The following is a 17,717-nucleotide window of genomic DNA, read 5'->3' on the forward strand; positions in this document are numbered from 1 at the left end:
ATCTGCTTTTCTGAGGAAGAATAATTTGGACGATCTTCGCCTGTCACTTAGATTGCTGCGGGCCTACATGGTCGCTGTCGACTGCGGTTCCATCACAGGCGCGGCTGAAGTGTTGAACGTTGCGCCATCGGCCGTGGCCGCAGCGATCGACCGGGTCGAGGCCGAATTCGGCGCAACGCTTGTTGTTCGTGCACGGGCCCGTGGCATCACGGCGACGCCGGCCGGGCGAGCGTTGGCCGCGCGGATCAGACCGCTGATTGAGGACTATTCTGACGTCATGCAGCAAGGATATGCGTTGAGCCAAGGTTTGCGTGGCACACTGCATATTGGCTACTACGCCCCCATCGCCCCTGCATTTTTGCCGCATATTTTGCGAAATTTGACTGATAACACCTCAGAATTGAACTTTAGCCTGCAAGAATGCGACAATATCACGGCGCAATCAGGGCTTTTGGATGGCACGCTCGATGTGGCTTTGTTTGCCGGAGATGAGTTGTTGGCCGGGGTGGAAACACGCTCGCTGATGGATCTGCCGCCCTATGTCCTTGCTCCTAAGGGTCACGCGCTAAGTGCTCGATCAGAGTTGAGTTTGCGCGATCTGCATGACACCCCCCTCGTTTTGCTCGACTTGCCTGTGGCCGGTGCCTATGTCCGCCGTTTGTTGCGCGCTGCCGAGGTCACACCTCACGTCGTGGCAACCTGCACGAGCGTCGAGATGGTGCGCTCTTTGGTCGGCGCGGGTGCGGGTGTGGCCGTGTTGAACATGCGCCCGCGCACCCAGCAGAGCTATGGCGGCGACATACTGCGAACCCTCCCCCTGACGGATGGAGACCCCTTGCACTTGGTAACAGGGCGCGCTGCCGGAACGCCGCGCCGGTTGGTGCAAGTGTTTCAGGACCGGCTGCACGACTGGTTCACCGGACCTGAGGCACGAGAATTGATCACGCTGTAATTGCCGATGTCGCCCAGGACCAACGAAAGATCAGATTGTCTGATTTCCAAAGGGGTCCTGTGTCCTGCTTCTCGGCCACGATATCGCCGCCCTGAACCGCATAAAACCCAACGGCCTGCGTATTTTCCTTGACGACCGCCAATGTCACCTGCGTATTGCCCGCCCGGCTCGACAGTCTCTGAGACAGCCGCAAAAGATGGGCTCCGATCCCGGACCCACGGGCGGATTTTACCACATAAAGGTGATCAATCTCACCCGCGCAGTCTGAAAGTGCACACAACCCGACGATACGCCCATCCATCTCGGCCACCAGCGCTTGCGCGGGGCCCTCAAGGCGGGTTTGCCAATACCTTTTGCGATGGGCCAGGTTCAACGCGAGACGCACCTGGGGTGGGGCGATCTTGGCATAGGTTTCTTGCCAAGTTTCAAAATGGACCTGCGCCAGAGCTTCGTTATCCGCCGACGTTGCCAAACGATAGGTAACGGCGGCGGTGCAATAGTGATGCCCTGTAGCGATCCAGGCAGCTTGCGCGGCATAGGCTTCCCTCTTGCGCACCAACAGATAGTCGCGATCAAACGTCGAGGTGACGAAAGCGCCCAAACCGGCCCGAGAAATCGGCTGCACCGCCGTCAACACAACACCGGGCACGTCCAAATCGACCAGGTTCGACACCTGTACGGCGTGCCATCCACCCGAGCATTGTTCGGTAACAGGCACGCGGGCCTCAAGGCACAGGATCGATGTTTCATCGGGGGCTTGAGTGACACTCACCAGCCCCTCCCCCTGCACCCAATCAGGCACAGGAGTTTCGGGCGCGCGCCGGGTCACCGCATAGGTTCCCGGCAGCGCGTTCAGCACGAGCTGCACAGTCATGATGTTATCCTTGGTCCGGTTCGGTTAAGCGCCCAAACACCAGCGCATGATGGCCTTTTGCGCATGCAGACGGTTTTCGGCCTCGTCGAAGATCACTGAGTTCGGCCCGTCCATCACTTCGGATGTCGCCTCTTCCTCGCGGTGTGCCGGCAGGCAGTGCATGAACAAAGCATCTGGTTTGGCGTGCGACATAAGCTCGGCGTTAACCTGATAGGGCCGTAGCATGTTGTGGCGACGTTCCTTGGCGGATTGCGCATCATGCATCGACACCCATGTATCAGCCACCACGAGGTCGGCCCCTTCAACGGCTTTGAACGCATCACGCTCAACCTGGACAGTGGATCCCTTCTGGCGCGCAAAACCCATAAATTCTTCTTCCGGATCCAACTGCGCAGGGCCGGTGAAGGTCAGGTCAAATCCAAATTGACCGGCAGCATGTAGGAAGGACGCGCAGACATTGTTGCCATCGCCGGTCCAAACCACCTTTTTGCCAGCGATGGGGCCGCGATGTTCCTCGAACGTAAGAACGTCAGCCATGATCTGACAGGGGTGGGTTCGATCGGTCAGGCCATTGATCACAGGTACGCTGGCGTATTCCGCCATCTCGGTCAGCACCGTTTCATCAAAGGTGCGGATCATGATCATGTCGACATAGCGCGACAGCACGCGGGCGGTATCGGCGATGGTCTCGCCATGACCAAGCTGCATGTCCTTGCCCGACAGCACCATGGTTTGCCCGCCCATCTGGCGCACACCGACATCAAAGGACACCCGCGTCCGGGTCGACGGCTTTTCAAAGATAAGCGCAACCATACGGTCTTTGAGCGGCAACTCGTCGTCAAGGGCCGCCTTGGGTTGGCCAGCCCGCGCGGCCTTGGTCTTGGCAGCTTGGTCAATGATGCCGCGCAACTCAGCGGCATCGGTTTTGTGGATGTCTAGGAAGTGGTTCATGTCGGTATCGCTTTTGGCTATCGGTCGCCGGGGGCTGTCTGCCCCCGGACCCCCGAGGATATTTTCAGCAAGAAGAAGATCAGGCGGTTGCCAGCTGGCTTTCGACCTGTTTGGCGGCGGCACCGAGGCGGCTTGCGGCCTCGGCGATGTCGTCCTCGGTCAATGTCAGCGGCGGCAACAGGCGGATCACGTTGTCGGCGGCAGGAACCGTGACGACTTGGTTGTCATAGCCTGCGTTCACCACTTCGATGTTGCTCGCCTTGCATTTGAGGCCCAGCATCAAGCCGGATCCGCGCACCTCTTCGAACACTTCGGGGTGTTCGGCGATCACCCCTTCGAGCTTTTGACGCAGCAGACCTGATTTTCGGTTCACCTCGGCCAGAAACTCTGGTTCGGCTACATGATCCATGACAGCGCAACCAACAGCACAACCCAGCGGGTTGCCGCCGTAGGTAGAGCCGTGGGTGCCCGCGACCATGCCAGATGCAGCCTCTTCAGTGGCCAAAACAGCCCCCAGTGGGAAGCCGCCCCCGATGCCCTTGGCCACCATCATGATGTCGGGCGCGATGCCCGCCCATTCGTGAGCAAAAAGCTTGCCTGTCCGACCCACGCCGCATTGCACCTCGTCCAGTATCAAGAGCAGATCGTTATCTTCGCAGATTTGACGCAGCGCCTTGAGTTCAGCGTCAGGCACAGGGCGAATGCCCCCCTCGCCCTGAACAGGTTCGATCATAATTGCGGCCGTATTCTCGGTGATGGCATTGGTCACGCCGTCCAGATCACCAAAAGTCAGGTGAACAAAGCCACCCAACAGTGGGCCAAAACCTTTGGTCATCTTTTCGGACCCGGCGGCGGCGATGCCTGCGGACGACCGACCATGGAACGAGCCATCAAAGGTGATGATCTCGACTTTTTCCGGCTGCTCTTTGTCGTAGAAGTATTTGCGCGCCATCTTCACTGCCAGTTCGCAGGATTCAGTCCCAGAGTTGGTGAAGAACACCGTGTCAGCAAATGTATGTTCCACCAGCTTGTCGGCCAGTGCTTGCTGTTGCGGGATCTCGTACAAGTTCGAGACATGCCACAGGTTCTGCGCCTGATCTGTCAGGGCCTGCACCAATGCCGGATGCGCATGGCCCAGCGCGTTCACGGCGATGCCTGCGCCCAGATCCAGAAAACGTCGGCCATCCGCCTCGATCAGCCAAGCGCCTTCGCCCTTCACAAACTGAAGGGGCGCACGATTATAGGTCGGCAGAACGGACGGGATCATCTGGATCATCCTTTTCGAAGAGTTGAAGCCCGATGAGTGCATCACATGGGGCGGTTTCGTCAACATTTTGAGGTAGGGAAGCGCGGATTAAGAGACGCGCAAGATCAAACGGGCCGGTTACGCAGCAAAGCGTCGGCGTCGGAGCAGGGTGATATGTGCAACTTTGATCATGAGACAGCTCCATAACGAAGGAATCGAGGCTTGAAAACCCCTTTTGAAGGGGAACACCTGCATTTTGTCACCCCTCCTTGACCATCTTCGCAAATTGACGACCAATGCCGCTATGACAACGCTTTGGTCCCTGCGCAATTATCGCCTGTTGTTTTCCGCTTCTGCCATTTCCAATCTGGGCGACGGGGTATCTGCCCTTGCCTTTCCCTGGCTTGCCACCTTGATCACCCGTGATCCGATGCTGATTGCCATGGTCGCCTTTGCCACGCGCCTGCCTTGGCTGCTATTTTCGATCCCGGCCGGGGTCTGGACCGACCGAATGGATCGCCGCCGCTTGATGGTGCAGGCCGATCTGGTGCGGATGTTGCTGACCTTTGGCGTCGTTGCGGTGATCCTGAGCGCGCCCGAATTCCCAGCCGCCCGCGCCGAGCTGTATATCGTCGCGATTTCGGCGCTGGCCTTCTTGTTGGGCTTGGCCGAAGTGTTGCGGGATAATGCGGCCCAGACAGTATTGCCCGCTGTTGTGTCCACCGATCAACTGGAGCGCGCAAACGGGCAGATCTGGAGCATTGAGCAAATCATGGGGTCCTTTGTTGGCCCACCTTTGGCAGGGTTGCTGATCGCAACCGCCGTACCTGTTCCTTTTGTGCTGGACGCCGCGACATTTGCACTGGCGGCAGGGTTGGTGTGGTGCATGACAATTGCACCACGTTTGAACCCCAATCGCAGATCATGGACGCTAGAGGCAAAGGAAGGGATTTCCTGGTTGCGGGGGCACCGGGTCATCCTGCAACTGGCCATCATGCTGGGGCTGATGAACGCGGTGTCGCTGATGACGCTGACGATTTTGATCCTCTTCAGTCAGGAAATACTGGGGCTGGGAGCTGCGGGGCACGGCCTGTTGCTAACAGCAGGCGCCGCCGGTGGCGTGACGGGCGGGCTGTTATGTCCCGCAATCGCCGCGCGTCTCGGGCGCCGCTCCTCGCTCTTGATCGCATTGGCTTTACTAGCGCTCGCATTGGGTGTGATCTGGCTCGCGACCTCTGTCTGGCTGGTCTCCCTCGCGCTTTTCGTCGAAATGTTTGCCGCCCTGCTGTGGAACGTGGTCACAGTTTCTTACCGCCAACGGCTGATTCCAGACGATCTGTTGGGCCGCGTCAACAGCCTCTACCGGTTCTTCGGTTGGGGCATGATGCCATTTGGCGCTTTGATTGGCGGAGCGATTGTTTCACTGGTTGAACCCTCGCTGGGGCGCGAAGATGCGTTGCGCCTACCCTACTTCTTGGGCGCGCTCGGCATGTTGGCAATCTGGCTTTACGCCTATCGACAATTACGCCTTTGACCTCGTTTTTTGTTATGCCAAAAATTCCCCAAGAGAGGCCGAGCGCAAAGCCCGCGCTCGACTTTGTACCCAACACATTTTGACGCTTGCCAATCTGACCAAGCTCGTCCACCGCTGGGGCCATGTATGAACCCCGCCAACAGAACCCTGCCCTGGCTGCCGCACTGATTATTGCCGCCACCGCTTTTATTGCCGGAACAACTCTGCTGGCCAAAGCGCTTGGCACCGGAGCGCTTGGGCCCGCGCTGCATCCCATGCAGATCAGCCATGGACGGTTCCTGTTTGCCTTTATCGCCATCGGATCAGCCGTTGCAGTGTTTCGCCCCCCATTGCAAAGGCCACATTGGGGTATTCACATCGGGCGCACAACGTTTGGCTGGACTGGTGTCACGCTCATGTTTGCCAGCGTCGCATACATCCCGATGGCCGATGCGACGGCGATCTCTTTTCTGAACCCGGTGTTCGCCATGGTTCTTGCCATACCACTATTAGGCGAACGAGTAGGTCCATGGAGATGGGGCGCGGCAATTGTCGCACTGTTTGGCGCGCTGATTTTGCTCCGTCCAACACCGGACAGCTTTCAGCCCGCCGCGCTTCTGGCTTTTGGGGCTGCTTTGGTCATGGGGATGGAGCTGATTTTCATCAAGAAACTGGCATCCCGAGAATCTCCTTTCCAGATCTTGTTGGTCAACAATACCATGGGATTGGCAATCGCCACAGTCGCTGTCATTCCCGTTTGGCAAATGCCAACGGTTGCGCAATGGGCGGCATTGGCTGGAGTCGGGGTGCTTATGGCGTGCGCACAGACCTTTTTTGTCAATGCGATGGCGCGGGCAGATGCATCGTTTGTAGCGCCATTCAGCTATGCCACCCTGATCTTTGCCGCCGTGTATGATTTTGTGGGCTTTGACGTCATCCCAGACAGAGTGAGCCTGATTGGTGCCGCGATCATCCTGAGCGGGGCGCTTGTGCTTGCCTGGCGCGAAGGGCGCCTCGCCAAGCGCTAGGGAAAATTTCCAGCGCACAGTCCGCGGGCGACCCCCATGTCGCAAACCCCCAAGAACGGCATTCCAATGCATACGAAATGAACTCATAGCACAAAGTGAGCTTGAACCATGCATGAACGCCGAATCCCTGAATGGGTCCGTCACGCCCCTGCCCCGTCGGTCCGGGATTTTGGCATCCTTGCGGGATTAGAGGCGGTTGTGCGCGGCATCCTGATCTCGGTTTTTCCATTGATCATGTATCGAACGCTTGGGGACGCAGGGACCGTATCATTCATCTACTTCCTGATCGGGATCGTGTCGCTGATCGCAGGCCTGATGGTGCCTTATGCCGTGCGATATGTGCCGCGCAGATGGGCCTATTCCGCTGGCGCTTTGATGTTCACAGCTTCGGCCGTTCTTGCGATCATCGGCACGCCAACAGCTGTTGTGGGTGCTTTGGGTCTCAACACTGTGGCGGCAGTCACAACATTCGTTTGCTTCAACGCATACGTGCTGGACTACATCAACCGAATTGAGCTGGGAAAATGTGAAACCAGCCGGATGTTTTATAGCGCAATTGGCTGGACCGCAGGTCCTATGGCAGGTGTACTGCTGTTGGAATACTGGGCACCAGCACCTTTTGTGATCTCTGCCGTAGCCTCGATTGTTATGCTTGGCGTTTTCTGGACCATGCGTTTGGGCAACGGCAAGCTGATCGCCCGTGCCCGCACCCAAGCGGCAAACCCTCTGGCCTACCTGCCCCGATTCTTTGCTCAACCCCGGCTGGTGGCTGGGTGGCTCTTTGCCGTAATCCGATCCTGCGGGTGGTGGATTTATGTGGTCTACCTGCCGATCTTCGCGATCCAGAGCGGGTTGGGTGAACAACTGGGTGGCATCCTCTTGTCCTTTACCAACGGCATGCTCTTTGCCTCTCCTTTGATCCTGAAATGGATGCAGCGCCGGTCAGTCAAACAATCCGTGCGCATCGGCTTTGCCGCTGCCGCCGCCTGTTTTGTCACTGCAACAGTGGTGTCCCCCATGCCTTGGGTCGCTGTCGCCGTGATGGTGATCGGCTCTCTCTGGATGATCGTGTTGGATATCTGCGCCGGGCTGCCGTTCCTGATGGCGGTAAAACCCTCGGAGCGGACCGAGATGTCGGCCGTCTACAGCTCGTACCGGGATGTCAGCGGCATCCTGACACCCGGAGCGGCCTGGGCTGTGCTGCTTGCATTCCCGGTGTCGGGCATTTTTGCCGCTGGCGGCGTGGCGTTGGCCATTGCCTGGGTGATCGCTGCACGCCTGCATCCCCAACTGGGTCAGCCCAAAACACCCCTGCGCGCAAGCGAGCTGGTACAGCCGCAGGCCGAAGCCGCCTAGGATTTCAACCGATAGCCGGTTTTCAGCATCCACCAGGCCAGCAGACACACAGCCATTGTTGCACCTGAACACACCCCAAATCCCAGCCACGGGGAACTGTCCGAGACCCCGATAACACCAAACCGTACGCCATCAATCAGGTAGAATACCGGGTTCAAGTGGCTGATGACGTTCAGAGCGGGTGGCAGTGCCTCGACCGAATAAAACGTACCCGACAAAAAGGCCAAGGGCGTCACGATGAAATTGGTAATCGCCGCCATCTGGTCGAATTTGTTGGCAAAGATACCCGCAACGATTCCTAAGGCCCCAAGAAACGTGGCTCCCATCAACACAAACAGCAGGACAAGCAATGGATGCTGCGGCACGATGTCCAACGCCAGCGCAAGAGCCACGCTGATGGCAATCGCAACCAGCAACCCTCGCGCTACTCCGTCCGCCAGATAGCCAAACAGCTGCTCAATGGCTGAAAGCGGCGGCATCAACGTATCGACAATGTTGCCTTGCACCTTGGAAATCACGATCGAGGATGAAGTGTTCGCAAAAGCGTTCTGGATCACCGTTATGGTAAGGATGCCTGGTGCCAGAAAGGTCAGGAACGGAACGCCCATGACGTCACCGCGTTTAGAGCCTACGGCGATAGTAAAGATCAGCAGAAACAAACCCGCCGTTACCAAAGGCGCCAATAGGGTCTGCGTCCAAACCACCATGAAACGTGCCGTTTCGCGGTGCGCCAAGGTCCGCAGGCCCAGCCAATTGACACGCCCAAACCGGCGTTCGCCAAGTTCCATGAAATCTGACATTCGCCCTGCCCCACGCTTTGCCGCTGTTCTGATTCTAAGACGCCTTGTAACTCGGAGCGCAGTGATTAAAATAGGGCGCTGAGACAAATTCCGAAGGCGGCCGCATTGGGGGCCGCTTTCCCGCTTTGAAAGGCATGCCATGTCCTGGACCGACGAGCGCGTAGAACTGCTCAAGAAAATGTGGGGCGAGGGCCAGTCGGCCAGCCAGATCGCCAAGGAACTGGGCGGCGTGACACGCAACGCCGTCATCGGCAAGGTGCATCGCCTAGGCCTGTCGAATCGCGCGACCAGCAACGCCTCGACCAAGGCCGAGCCAAAGGAAAAGCCGGCACCCGCCGCCAAGGCGGAACCGCGCGCCAAGCCTGCGCCTAAGACCGAACCGGCCCGCAAACCGACGCCCGCGCCTGCTGCGCCCGCGGCCGAGGCTAAACCGATCCCTGCGCGTAAACAGATCATCCCGGCCGGCCAGCCACTGCCGCCACAGCCCTCTGCCAATGAAATCAGCCCCGAAGCGCTGGCCAAGGTCAATGAGATCGAGAAGAAGGCCAAGAAATTGGGCTTGATGGAATTGACCGAACGCACCTGTAAATGGCCGGTAGGCGACCCTGCAACGGACGATTTTTGGTTCTGCGGTCTGCCCGTGCAACAAGGCAAACCCTACTGCGAGGCGCACGTTGGCGTGGCCTTCCAGCCGATGAGCGCACGCCGCGACCGCCGCCGCTAAGCTGCGACACCCGGAGTTACTCAAAAGGCCCGCGCATCAAACGCGGGCCTTTTATGTTGAGCGTTGCCGGTCACGTATCGTCACAAAAAGCACCCGAGTTAATCCGGGCGCTCTGCTTGATAACCAAATGAATGATCAGTTCTTGATCGGTGCCTCGGACGTGAATTTTGGGATCTTGTTCGTCGAAGCTCCGTTGTTTTCGATGCCCGGCCAGTTGCCTTCGGCCAGGTTCAGATTCGCGGGAATATCTTCCTCCCAGAACCCGACGACAACGTCGGTGATGTTCAGATACAGCTTGTCGTCCACGATCCGCCACAGGTTCGGGTTGCCGGGCACCTTACCGCCTTTGGACACGCCGTATGCGCAATGACCATCGTACTGCGGTGCAAAGAAGGCCGGGTCTTCGAGGAACGCATCGCGGTTGGCTTCGGTCGAAAAGGCAAAGGTTGAGCCGTTGTAATCAGCTGTGATATCCGCGCGCCCTTTGACGCCGGCGGGTTGGGACTGTCCGACCGCCACCTGATCAAGGCCGCGATACGCCACCACGTCGTAACCGGAAACGGCAAAACCGGTTCCGTCAATGTATTGAGGACCTGCAAGCGCAGGCAAAGCGAACATCGTGGCGGCGGCAAAGGCCAGGGCAAAGCGTTTCATGGCGGGGTCCTGTCTGGGTTCAAATCTCTGGACGGTCCGGCATCTGTACCGGCCGTGTTCAGACAATATGTGAAAAATTTCATCTGCGAAGGGGGGCTAACGCGGCTGTGAGGGGTTACGAGATTTCGTGATCAAGACAGCCCCTTTTGTTTCAATACCCCTCTTGCCCCCTGGACGCGGTTGGACTTTGATCGCCGTCGGACTAGCTCGCAACCGGGGCAGCAGACCCCAAACAGATACGGATGACACGCACCATGAGCGACGATACGATCTATACCCCGCCAAAGGTTTGGACTTGGGATACCGAAAGCGGCGGGCGCTTTGCCAGCATCAACCGCCCCATTGCAGGCGCTACACAGGACAAGGATCTGCCGGTGGGCAAGCACCCGCTGCAGCTCTATTCCCTGGCTACGCCCAACGGGGTCAAGGTCACGGTGATGCTCGAAGAGCTGTTGGCTCTTGGTCACGAAGGCGCAGAGTACGATGCCTGGCTGGTCAACATTGGCGAAGGCGACCAGTTTGGATCGGGTTTTGTAGATGCCAACCCCAATTCCAAGATCCCGGCCATGATGGATCACTCTGGAGACACGCCAGTACGCGTGTTCGAATCCGGGTCAATCCTCGTGCATCTGGCCGAGAAGTTTAATACCTTCCTGCCTAACGATGGCGCTGCGCGAACCGAGGTGATGAACTGGCTATTCTGGCAAATGGGCAGCGCGCCCTATTTGGGCGGTGGCTTTGGACACTTCTACGCCTATGCGCCGGAAAAATGGCAGTATCCCATCGACCGCTTTGCGATGGAAACGAAACGGCAACTCGATGTGCTGGACCGGCAGCTGGCAGAAACCGCGTACATTGCGGGCCCTGATTACACCATCGCGGACATGGCGATCTGGGCCTGGTATGGTCAACTGGTTCTTGGGCGTCTCTATGATGCGGCAGAGTTCCTGGATGTAACCAGCTACGTGAATGTTCTGCGGTGGGCCAAAGAAATTGACGCCCGCCCGGCCGTCAGCCGCGGTCGCATGGTGAACCGCGCCTTTGGCGAATTGCACACACAGCTGCGTGAACGCCACGACGCCGGGGATTTTGAAACCAAGACTCAAGACAAGCTCGAGCCGACCGAAGAATAGAGCGCAAGCGCGGGAGGCCGGGGGCATGGCCGCGTTGCGGCCATGCCCCCGGCCTCCCGCGCCCCCTTACTTCAATCGCGGCGGTTTATCCGGGTCGCTGCCCGGAGCAACTTGTTTCAACTCGGGTACCTCTGGTTGCGGCAAGTCAAACCGCAGGCCAACCGATTCCAACTTTCCTGCGACCGGGTCGCCCGCGTCAAAGAAACCCACATCCATTGCACCAGCATCCACGCCAGAAAAAGTCAGCGCCTCTGAGGCCGCCTTGGCCAGAGCCCCTTGCGCGCCCTCAATCGCTCCAACAAATCCCAAAAGATGCCCTTGCCCACCACCGGAATAGGTGACACCCACGAGATAGGCCGAAGTCGCCAACCCTTGAGCTGTACTCAACTTGGTGTCGAGTGAAGTGATCAGAATTTCAGGCAATCCAGCGGGCGGCAAAAACTGTTCGACTCGGGCCTCGACCTCGTCTGGGGCATGCTCCAAAATCTGTTGCAGCCAGGCCATCGCCTCGGGCGGGATCAGAATCGAAGACGGCGCCACCTCTAGATTCAACCCAAGACCAACCCCCTGCCCTGCGAGCATCATCGCCAAGATACGCCCCGACAAAGCAGCGTAAGGCGCGGGCTGCCCCACGAATTGGGCCAACCGCTCTTCGCGATCAAAGGCAAGTACAAACCGACCATCCGCGATCTCGAACAGCTCTGGCGAAATGTTCTCGCCCTTCGCCTCTTCCGTCAACAGCAGGAATAGCTCGCAATCGCCCAAACGCTCATAGAACCGCAACCGGGCTGCATCATCTTCTGGCACGGCTTCCATCGCGGCATGAGCGGCATCAAGCGGCGTGGGATCAGTCATAGAGCACCTCTTTCACACGGGTCCGCAGCGCCGGCAACAGCTCGGCTTCGAACCACGGGTTTTTCTTCAGCCATGCCGTATTGCGCCATGAGGGATGAGGCAAGGTAAAGAGTTCGGGCGCATGGTCGCGCCAACCCGCCACAGTCTGGGTGACCGTACCTTTAGCCCCCATATGGTATTTGTGCGCATACCCTCCGACCAGCACAGTCAATTCTACCTGATCCAAGGCCCCCATCACCTGATGATGCCAGATTTTGCCGCAAACCGGCGGCGGCGGCAGATCGGCTTTGCGATCATTATAGCCCGGGAAACAAAAGGCCATCGGCACGATGGCGACACGATCTTTGTCATAAAATACCTGTTCATCCACGCCCAGCCACTCACGCAACCGATCCCCAGACGGGTCAGTAAAGGGCCGCCCCGAGGCATGCACCCGCGCGCCCGGTGCCTGTCCTGCAATCAAGAGACGCGCGCTGGAACGGAACCACACCACTGGCCGTGGTTTATGCTTTGACGCGGTTTTTGCAAAACGATCCGAACACAATGTGCACGCACGTATCTGAGTTTTGAGTTGTGCAGATTGTGTCAATGCACGTACCTTTCCCGCTTGCGGTTCCATAAGATTGTAGGTCAAAATAAGTAAGTTCCGTTGCTGGTCCAGAGTCAGAACAACTCAGCACACGTAATTGTTCACAAAATGGAAACAGCCTGTATCAGTGCCGCAGGCCCGTGCGCCTCTTCGAATTGCTAAAATGCATCCTATGTTGACAAGTCAAGGTTTGCCCGGAAAACAAGGCGTTGAATATTTGTTTCACATTTCGACATAATGTGGCCAAAATCGCCCTATAGACCGACCAAACGCCCCCGACAAAGAGGGGCTGCCAGCGACCACCGGCGGACACCCGGCCACCCGACAAGGCATAAAGCAGTAAACCGATGCTCGAGTTTGACAATGTCAGCAAGTCCTTTTGGACAGGAACCCATCGCAAGGTGATCCTGGATCGTGTTTCTTTTCGTGTCGAATTAGGAAAATCCTTAGGTATTCTGGCTCCGAACGGCACCGGCAAAACAACGATGATCAACATGATTGCCGGCCTGGAAAAACCCGACGAGGGTGAGATCCGGCGCCACTGCAACATCTCCTTTCCGCTAGGATTTATGGGTGGCGTTATTGGACGCGTCTCGGCCATGGAAAACTCGCGCTATATTGCCAAACTCTATGGGCTCGACCCGGACTATGTTGAGGCATATTGCCGGTGGCTCTGTGGTTTGGGCGAGTATTTTGACCAACCCCTTGGCACGTATTCCTCGGGTATGCGTGCTCGGTTTTCTTTTGCGTTGATGCTGGCGCTGGATTTTGACGTCTACCTCATTGATGAGGGCATGCCCGGTTCTACGGACGTGGAATTCAATAAGCGGGCCGGCTCGATCCTAGAAGAACGCCTGCGCACGACCACGATTATCATCGTGTCGCACCAGCCGGAAACACTTGAAAAATTCGCACGTCAGGCCGCCGTCTTGCTGGATGGCCACCTGCACATGTTCGACACCTTGGAAGAGGCGAAGCAGCTCTATGACTACGAAACCCAAGGCTAAAAAGTTCCGCATCCGCCGCAATCCGGCCAACCCGACCGAGGGTGAGGCCGAACCGGTGCGTCAGTCCGTGCCGGCCGAAGAGGCCACACAACCCAAGGCGCCCACTCCGGCCACCGACCCCTCTGCACGCGCGCGGGCCGAACAAGCCGCTCAACCCGCGATGAAGGGGCAAGTGTCGTCTGCTCGTGAGACCAACGCCGAAACCGAAATCGAAACCATCAAGAAAGAGGGACTGACCGGTCGCCAATTGCGTATGGCGCGGCGCGTGGCGCAAAAGCACAATCTGCCCGCGACCTCGGATTATGACGCGGTCCGCCTGCTGCGCCAAAACGGCATCGACCCGCTGAAACGGTCGAATATGTTGGAGCTGGTGGTTCCCAAGAATGAGAGCCAGACGCAAGTCGAGGCCAAAAACGAAGAAAAGTCGGCCAAGGTACAGCTCCCACAAACAGTGGCACCGCAAAAACAGACATTGCCGTCGACCGAATTAAGCCCCGCTGAACGACGCGACCGCGAAATCGGCCAGATTCAGCGCGACATTGCCAAGCGTCGCCGCAAGAAGTTGTTGCTGCTGTTAACGCGCCTCACGGCCTTTGTCTTTCTTCCCACTTTTATCGTGGGTTGGTATTTTTTCGTCATTGCGACTCCGATGTATTCGTCAAAGTCCGAGTTCCTGATTCTGCAAGCTGACAACGCCAGCGGCATTGGTGGCCTCTTATCTGGTACCCAATTTGCCACCAGCCAGGATTCCATCGCGGTGCAATCCTATCTTGAATCCAAGGATGGCATGCTGCGTCTGGACCGTGATGTCGGCTTCAAGAGCGAGTTCTCGCAGGGCTGGATCGACCCAATTCAGCGCTTACCCCAAGATGCGTCGAACGAAGAAGCCTACAAGACCTACAGCCGCAACGTGAAAATCGGCTATGACCCGACCGAAGGTGTCATTCGGATGGAGGTGATTGCGGCAGATCCGGCCGTCGCATCACAGTTCTCGGAAAAGCTCATTTCCTACGCTGAAGAGCGCGTGAACAACCTGTCGGTCAAAAAACGCTCGGATCAGATGAAAGACGCCGAGAACGGCCTGGAAATCGCCGAGGAAAAGCGGCGCGAAGCTCAGGAAAACCTGGTTGAACTGCAAATCAAGGGGGCTTTGTTGGACCCCGAAGGGGTGATTGCCAGCCTGCGCAGCCGCATCAACACGGTTGAAATCCAACTGCAGGAAAAAGAGCTGGAACTGGCGGCATTGCTGGACAACACGCGACCCAACCGCGCCAAAGTCGATGGTACGCGCGGCGATGTCGAACGTCTTAACGATGTGCTGACCAAACTTAATGCGCAGATGACCGACGCCTCGAACGGCGAAAACTCGCTCGCGCAATTGGCGGTGCGCATCCAGATGGCTCAGGCTGACCTGGTGACACGGGACGTCATGTTGCAAGCCTCTTTGCAGCAAATGGAGACAACCCGGATGGAAGCAAACCGACAAGTGCGCTATCTTACGACCTCGGTTTATCCGGTGGAAAGCGACGAACCCGCCTATCCGCGTGCCTTTGAAAATACGATTTTGGCATTCCTGGTGTTTTCCGGTATCTACCTGATGATCTCGCTTACAGCGTCCATCCTTCGTGAACAGGTATCATCGTAGTCCCATGAAACATGTCCCAGTCGCCGGTCTGATGATCGGCAATGACCTCCCGCTCACCATCATCGCGGGCCCCTGCCAATTGGAAAGCGCGGACCACGCGCAGATGATTGCTGGCACCCTGAAAGAAGCCTGTGATGCCGTCGGCGCGCAGTTTGTTTTTAAAGGGTCTTACGACAAGGCAAACCGCACCTCGGTCAATGCAGCCCCTGCCCTGGGGCTGGAAAAGGGGCTGGCGGTTCTGCAGTCGGTCAAGGATGCCATCGGCGTGCCGGTGACAACAGACGTGCATGAAAAAGAGCAATGTGCGGCTGTGGCAGAAGTTTGCGACATTCTGCAGATCCCGGCGTTTTTGTGCCGCCAGACCGCCCTGCTCAAAGCCGCGGGCGCAACTGGCGCAACGGTCAACGTCAAAAAGGGCCAGTTCCTGGCGCCCTGGGACATGCAGAACGTCGCGGCCAAGATCGAAAGCACCGACAATCACAAGATCATGCTGACCGAGCGCGGGGTTAGCTTTGGCTACAACCGCCTTGTGGTCGACATGCAGTCGCTGCCGGAAATGGCGCGCACCGGTTATCCGGTGATCATGGACGCAACCCACACGGTGGCACAGCCCGGTGGTCTGGGCGGGTCATCTGGCGGTCAGCGTGAGTTTGCCCCCCTCATGGCCCGGACCGCTGTGTCAGCCGGCGTCGCCGGAGTTTTCATGGAAACGCATCAAGACCCCGACAATGCCCCCTGTGACGGGCCAAACATGATCTACTTGGATCAAATGCCTGCGCTGATCAGGAACCTCATGGATTTCGACCGGCTTGCCAAAGCCAACCCCATTAAAATCTGACCCAGACAGAGACATTTGACATGACCAAACCCCTTGCCGAGGTGACCCCGAACACCTGGAGCTTTTTGCGCGACGCCATGATCAAGCCTACGGGCTTTCGCGAGTATGACGCGCGTTGGAAATACCCGGACGAGATCAACCTGCCCGGCATGACAGCACTTGGCCTGGGGTTGGGCACGCAGATGCACAAACGCGGGATCGACCCGGTGATTGCCGTGGCCAATGATTATCGCGACTATTCGCTTAGCATTAAGAACGCCCTGATCCTGGGGCTGATGCAGGCCGGAATTCAGGTCAAGGACATCGGCCCTGCGGTGTCCCCCATGGCGTATTTTGCACAGTTTCATCTGGATGTCCCTGCCGTGGCCATGGTCACGGCCAGCCACAACCCCAACGGCTGGACCGGGGTCAAGATGGGATTTGACCGCCCCCTGACCCATGGCCCCGATGAAATGTCTGAGCTGCGCGACATCGTGCTGAACGGCGAAGGCGTGGCACGCACGGGTGGCTCGTACGAGTTTGTGGACGGGGTGAAAGAGGCTTATATCGACGATCTGGTGGGAGATTTCAAAATGTCCCGCCAACTCAAGGTGGTCTGCGCTACTGGCAATGGAACCGCCGCGGCTTTTGGACCCGAAGTGTTCGAGCGCATGGGAGTCGAAGTCGTGCACAGCCACACCGAGCTCGACTATACCTTCCCCAACTACAATCCCAACCCAGAAGCCATGGAAATGCTGCACGACATGTCGGCATCGGTCAAAGCGTCGGGGGCCGACATGGCGCTTGGGTTTGATGGCGACGGCGATCGCTGCGGCGTCGTGGACGATGAGGGCGAAGAAATCTTTGCCGACAAGGTAGGCGTGATCATGGCACGCGATCTGTCCAAGATTTACCCCAATGCGACTTTTGTGGCGGATGTCAAATCCACAGGCCTCTTTGCGAGCGATCCCGAGTTGCAGGCCAATGGTGTGACGGCGGATTACTGGAAAACCGGCCACAGCCACATGAAGCGTCGCGTCAAAGAGATCGGCGCGCTGGCAGGGTTCGAGAAATCAGGTCACTACTTTTTGGCCGAACCGGTCGGGCGTGGTTACGATTGCGGCATGCGCGTTGCAGTCGAAATCTGCAAGCTGATGGATCGAAACCCTGACAAGAACATGTCGGACCTGCGCAAGGCACTGCCCAAGACCTGGTCGACCCCCACCATGTCGCCCTATGCGGCTGACACCGAAAAATACGACATCCTGGCGCGTCTGGTCGACAAGTTGGTGGCCAAACATGACGCGGGCGAAACCCTGGCAGGACGCCCGATCAAAGAAGTCGTCACCGTCAACGGTGCCCGCGTGATACTAGACAACGGCAGCTGGGGTTTGGTCCGCGCGTCGTCCAACACGCCAAACCTGGTGGTGGTCTGTGAAAGCAGCAAGAGCGAGGCCGAAATGCGCGCGATCTTTGCCGATATTGATGCGGTGATCCGCACCGAACCCGGCGTAGGCGACTACGACCAAACCATCTGAGTATCGGGGGGCTCCCGCCCCCTCAAAGGCCTCTC

17 protein-coding genes are annotated in these 17,717 nt (G+C 58.0%); 10 read left to right on the forward strand and 7 right to left on the reverse strand.

The genetic code is table 11. The annotated features are described in order from the left end of the window. The first annotated feature begins 25 nt into the window (after nt 1–25). The gene (locus G6R15_RS02565; protein WP_164658217.1) at nt 26–952 is read left to right on the forward strand and encodes a LysR family transcriptional regulator; all 927 of its coding nucleotides are present in this window, start codon (nt 26–28) and stop codon (nt 950–952) included. On the opposite strand, the gene G6R15_RS02570 is transcribed toward G6R15_RS02565, so the two are convergent. The 3 genes from G6R15_RS02570 to G6R15_RS02580 all read right to left on the reverse strand — a co-directional run bounded on the left by G6R15_RS02570 (nt 942) and on the right by G6R15_RS02580 (nt 4,044). Further along, nucleotides 942–1,826, reverse strand: a complete 885-nt coding sequence (locus tag G6R15_RS02570) for a GNAT family N-acetyltransferase (RefSeq protein ID WP_164658218.1) — start codon at nt 1,824–1,826, stop codon at nt 942–944. The genes G6R15_RS02565 and G6R15_RS02570 overlap by 11 nt on opposite strands. Before the next feature lie 24 nt (nt 1,827–1,850). After that, complete coding sequence (argF, locus tag G6R15_RS02575) at nt 1,851–2,777, reverse strand: ornithine carbamoyltransferase (protein WP_164658219.1); 927 nt, start codon at nt 2,775–2,777, stop codon at nt 1,851–1,853. A gap of 79 nt (nt 2,778–2,856) precedes the next feature. Continuing rightward, nucleotides 2,857–4,044 carry an aspartate aminotransferase family protein gene (locus G6R15_RS02580; RefSeq protein WP_164658220.1) on the reverse strand — a complete coding sequence of 396 codons (1,188 nt, stop codon included), beginning with the start codon at nt 4,042–4,044 and terminating at the stop codon, nt 2,857–2,859. A 283-nt stretch (nt 4,045–4,327) separates the two neighbouring features. On the opposite strand from G6R15_RS02580, the gene G6R15_RS02585 reads away from it, so the two are divergent. From G6R15_RS02585 to G6R15_RS02595, 3 genes are all read left to right on the forward strand, one after another. After that, the gene (locus G6R15_RS02585) at nt 4,328–5,557 is read left to right on the forward strand and encodes an MFS transporter (RefSeq protein WP_164658221.1); all 1,230 of its coding nucleotides are present in this window, start codon (nt 4,328–4,330) and stop codon (nt 5,555–5,557) included. Nucleotides 5,558–5,679: 122 nt separating this feature from the next. Continuing rightward, nucleotides 5,680–6,564, forward strand: coding sequence for a DMT family transporter (locus tag G6R15_RS02590; protein ID WP_164658222.1), 885 nt, complete (start codon nt 5,680–5,682; stop codon nt 6,562–6,564). Nucleotides 6,565–6,672: 108 nt separating this feature from the next. Beyond that, entirely contained in the window at nt 6,673–7,920 is a 1,248-nt protein-coding gene (locus G6R15_RS02595; protein WP_164658223.1) for an MFS transporter, read from the forward strand. Here G6R15_RS02595 and G6R15_RS02600 read toward each other — a convergent pair. Next, entirely contained in the window at nt 7,917–8,720 is an 804-nt protein-coding gene (locus G6R15_RS02600) for an ABC transporter permease (protein ID WP_164658224.1), read from the reverse strand. The genes G6R15_RS02595 and G6R15_RS02600 overlap by 4 nt on opposite strands. A gap of 139 nt (nt 8,721–8,859) precedes the next feature. Between G6R15_RS02600 and G6R15_RS02605 the strand changes: the two genes are divergently transcribed. Beyond that, the gene (locus tag G6R15_RS02605; RefSeq protein ID WP_164658225.1) at nt 8,860–9,444 is read left to right on the forward strand and encodes a GcrA family cell cycle regulator; all 585 of its coding nucleotides are present in this window, start codon (nt 8,860–8,862) and stop codon (nt 9,442–9,444) included. A gap of 135 nt (nt 9,445–9,579) precedes the next feature. Here G6R15_RS02605 and G6R15_RS02610 read toward each other — a convergent pair whose 3' ends face one another. Next, entirely contained in the window at nt 9,580–10,098 is a 519-nt protein-coding gene (locus tag G6R15_RS02610) for a YHS domain-containing (seleno)protein (RefSeq protein ID WP_164658226.1), read from the reverse strand. Between the two features lie 254 nt (nt 10,099–10,352). Here G6R15_RS02610 and yghU point away from each other — a divergent pair, with 254 nt between their 5' ends. After that, nucleotides 10,353–11,231, forward strand: coding sequence for a glutathione-dependent disulfide-bond oxidoreductase (gene yghU, locus G6R15_RS02615; RefSeq protein ID WP_164658227.1), 879 nt, complete (start codon nt 10,353–10,355; stop codon nt 11,229–11,231). Nucleotides 11,232–11,297: 66 nt separating this feature from the next. Here the strand turns inward: yghU and G6R15_RS02620 are convergent, their stop codons facing one another. Both G6R15_RS02620 and G6R15_RS02625 read right to left on the reverse strand, forming a co-directional pair. After that, a complete protein-coding gene (locus tag G6R15_RS02620; protein ID WP_164658228.1) occupies nt 11,298–12,086 on the reverse strand; it encodes an SseB family protein in 789 nt (262 codons plus the stop codon). Beyond that, the gene (locus G6R15_RS02625) at nt 12,079–12,705 is read right to left on the reverse strand and encodes a uracil-DNA glycosylase family protein (protein WP_164658229.1); all 627 of its coding nucleotides are present in this window, start codon (nt 12,703–12,705) and stop codon (nt 12,079–12,081) included. The genes G6R15_RS02620 and G6R15_RS02625 overlap by 8 nt, the downstream gene beginning before the upstream one ends. 317 nt (nt 12,706–13,022) lie before the next feature. On the opposite strand from G6R15_RS02625, the gene G6R15_RS02630 reads away from it, so the two are divergent. From G6R15_RS02630 to G6R15_RS02645, 4 genes are read left to right on the forward strand one after another with little or no spacing between them, the layout of a single operon-like run. Next, the gene (locus tag G6R15_RS02630; RefSeq protein ID WP_164658230.1) at nt 13,023–13,682 is read left to right on the forward strand and encodes an ABC transporter ATP-binding protein; all 660 of its coding nucleotides are present in this window, start codon (nt 13,023–13,025) and stop codon (nt 13,680–13,682) included. Beyond that, on the forward strand, nt 13,660–15,327 hold the full coding sequence (locus tag G6R15_RS02635; RefSeq protein ID WP_164658231.1) for a capsule biosynthesis protein: 1,668 nt from the start codon (nt 13,660–13,662) through the stop codon (nt 15,325–15,327). The genes G6R15_RS02630 and G6R15_RS02635 overlap by 23 nt, the downstream gene beginning before the upstream one ends. Nucleotides 15,328–15,331: 4 nt before the next feature. Further along, complete coding sequence (gene kdsA, locus G6R15_RS02640) at nt 15,332–16,165, forward strand: 3-deoxy-8-phosphooctulonate synthase (protein WP_164658232.1); 834 nt, start codon at nt 15,332–15,334, stop codon at nt 16,163–16,165. Between the two features lie 20 nt (nt 16,166–16,185). After that, on the forward strand, nt 16,186–17,682 hold the full coding sequence (locus G6R15_RS02645; protein ID WP_164658233.1) for a phosphomannomutase/phosphoglucomutase: 1,497 nt from the start codon (nt 16,186–16,188) through the stop codon (nt 17,680–17,682). Nucleotides 17,683–17,717: the final 35 nt, after the last annotated feature.

The sequence above is a fragment of the Tropicibacter sp. Alg240-R139 genome, from assembly GCF_900537075.1.
Classification (GTDB): Bacteria; Pseudomonadota; Alphaproteobacteria; order Rhodobacterales; family Rhodobacteraceae; genus Falsiruegeria.

Bases quoted from the DNA above. Each gene is read 5' to 3' on its own strand.
- G6R15_RS02570 (WP_164658218.1), bottom strand. From the start codon at position 1,826: ATGACTGTGCAGCTCGTGCTGAACGCGCTGCCGGGAACCTATGCGGTG.
- argF (WP_164658219.1), bottom strand. From the start codon at position 2,777: ATGAACCACTTCCTAGACATCCACAAAACCGATGCCGCTGAGTTGCGC.
- G6R15_RS02580 (WP_164658220.1), bottom strand. From the start codon at position 4,044: ATGATCCCGTCCGTTCTGCCGACCTATAATCGTGCGCCCCTTCAGTTT.
- G6R15_RS02585 (WP_164658221.1), top strand. From the start codon at position 4,328: ATGACAACGCTTTGGTCCCTGCGCAATTATCGCCTGTTGTTTTCCGCT.
- G6R15_RS02590 (WP_164658222.1), top strand. From the start codon at position 5,680: ATGTATGAACCCCGCCAACAGAACCCTGCCCTGGCTGCCGCACTGATT.
- G6R15_RS02595 (WP_164658223.1), top strand. From the start codon at position 6,673: ATGCATGAACGCCGAATCCCTGAATGGGTCCGTCACGCCCCTGCCCCG.
- G6R15_RS02600 (WP_164658224.1), bottom strand. From the start codon at position 8,720: ATGTCAGATTTCATGGAACTTGGCGAACGCCGGTTTGGGCGTGTCAAT.
- G6R15_RS02605 (WP_164658225.1), top strand. From the start codon at position 8,860: ATGTCCTGGACCGACGAGCGCGTAGAACTGCTCAAGAAAATGTGGGGC.
- G6R15_RS02610 (WP_164658226.1), bottom strand. From the start codon at position 10,098: ATGAAACGCTTTGCCCTGGCCTTTGCCGCCGCCACGATGTTCGCTTTG.
- yghU (WP_164658227.1), top strand. From the start codon at position 10,353: ATGAGCGACGATACGATCTATACCCCGCCAAAGGTTTGGACTTGGGAT.
- G6R15_RS02620 (WP_164658228.1), bottom strand. From the start codon at position 12,086: ATGACTGATCCCACGCCGCTTGATGCCGCTCATGCCGCGATGGAAGCC.
- G6R15_RS02625 (WP_164658229.1), bottom strand. From the start codon at position 12,705: ATGGAACCGCAAGCGGGAAAGGTACGTGCATTGACACAATCTGCACAA.
- G6R15_RS02630 (WP_164658230.1), top strand. From the start codon at position 13,023: ATGCTCGAGTTTGACAATGTCAGCAAGTCCTTTTGGACAGGAACCCAT.
- G6R15_RS02635 (WP_164658231.1), top strand. From the start codon at position 13,660: ATGACTACGAAACCCAAGGCTAAAAAGTTCCGCATCCGCCGCAATCCG.
- kdsA (WP_164658232.1), top strand. From the start codon at position 15,332: ATGAAACATGTCCCAGTCGCCGGTCTGATGATCGGCAATGACCTCCCG.
- G6R15_RS02645 (WP_164658233.1), top strand. From the start codon at position 16,186: ATGACCAAACCCCTTGCCGAGGTGACCCCGAACACCTGGAGCTTTTTG.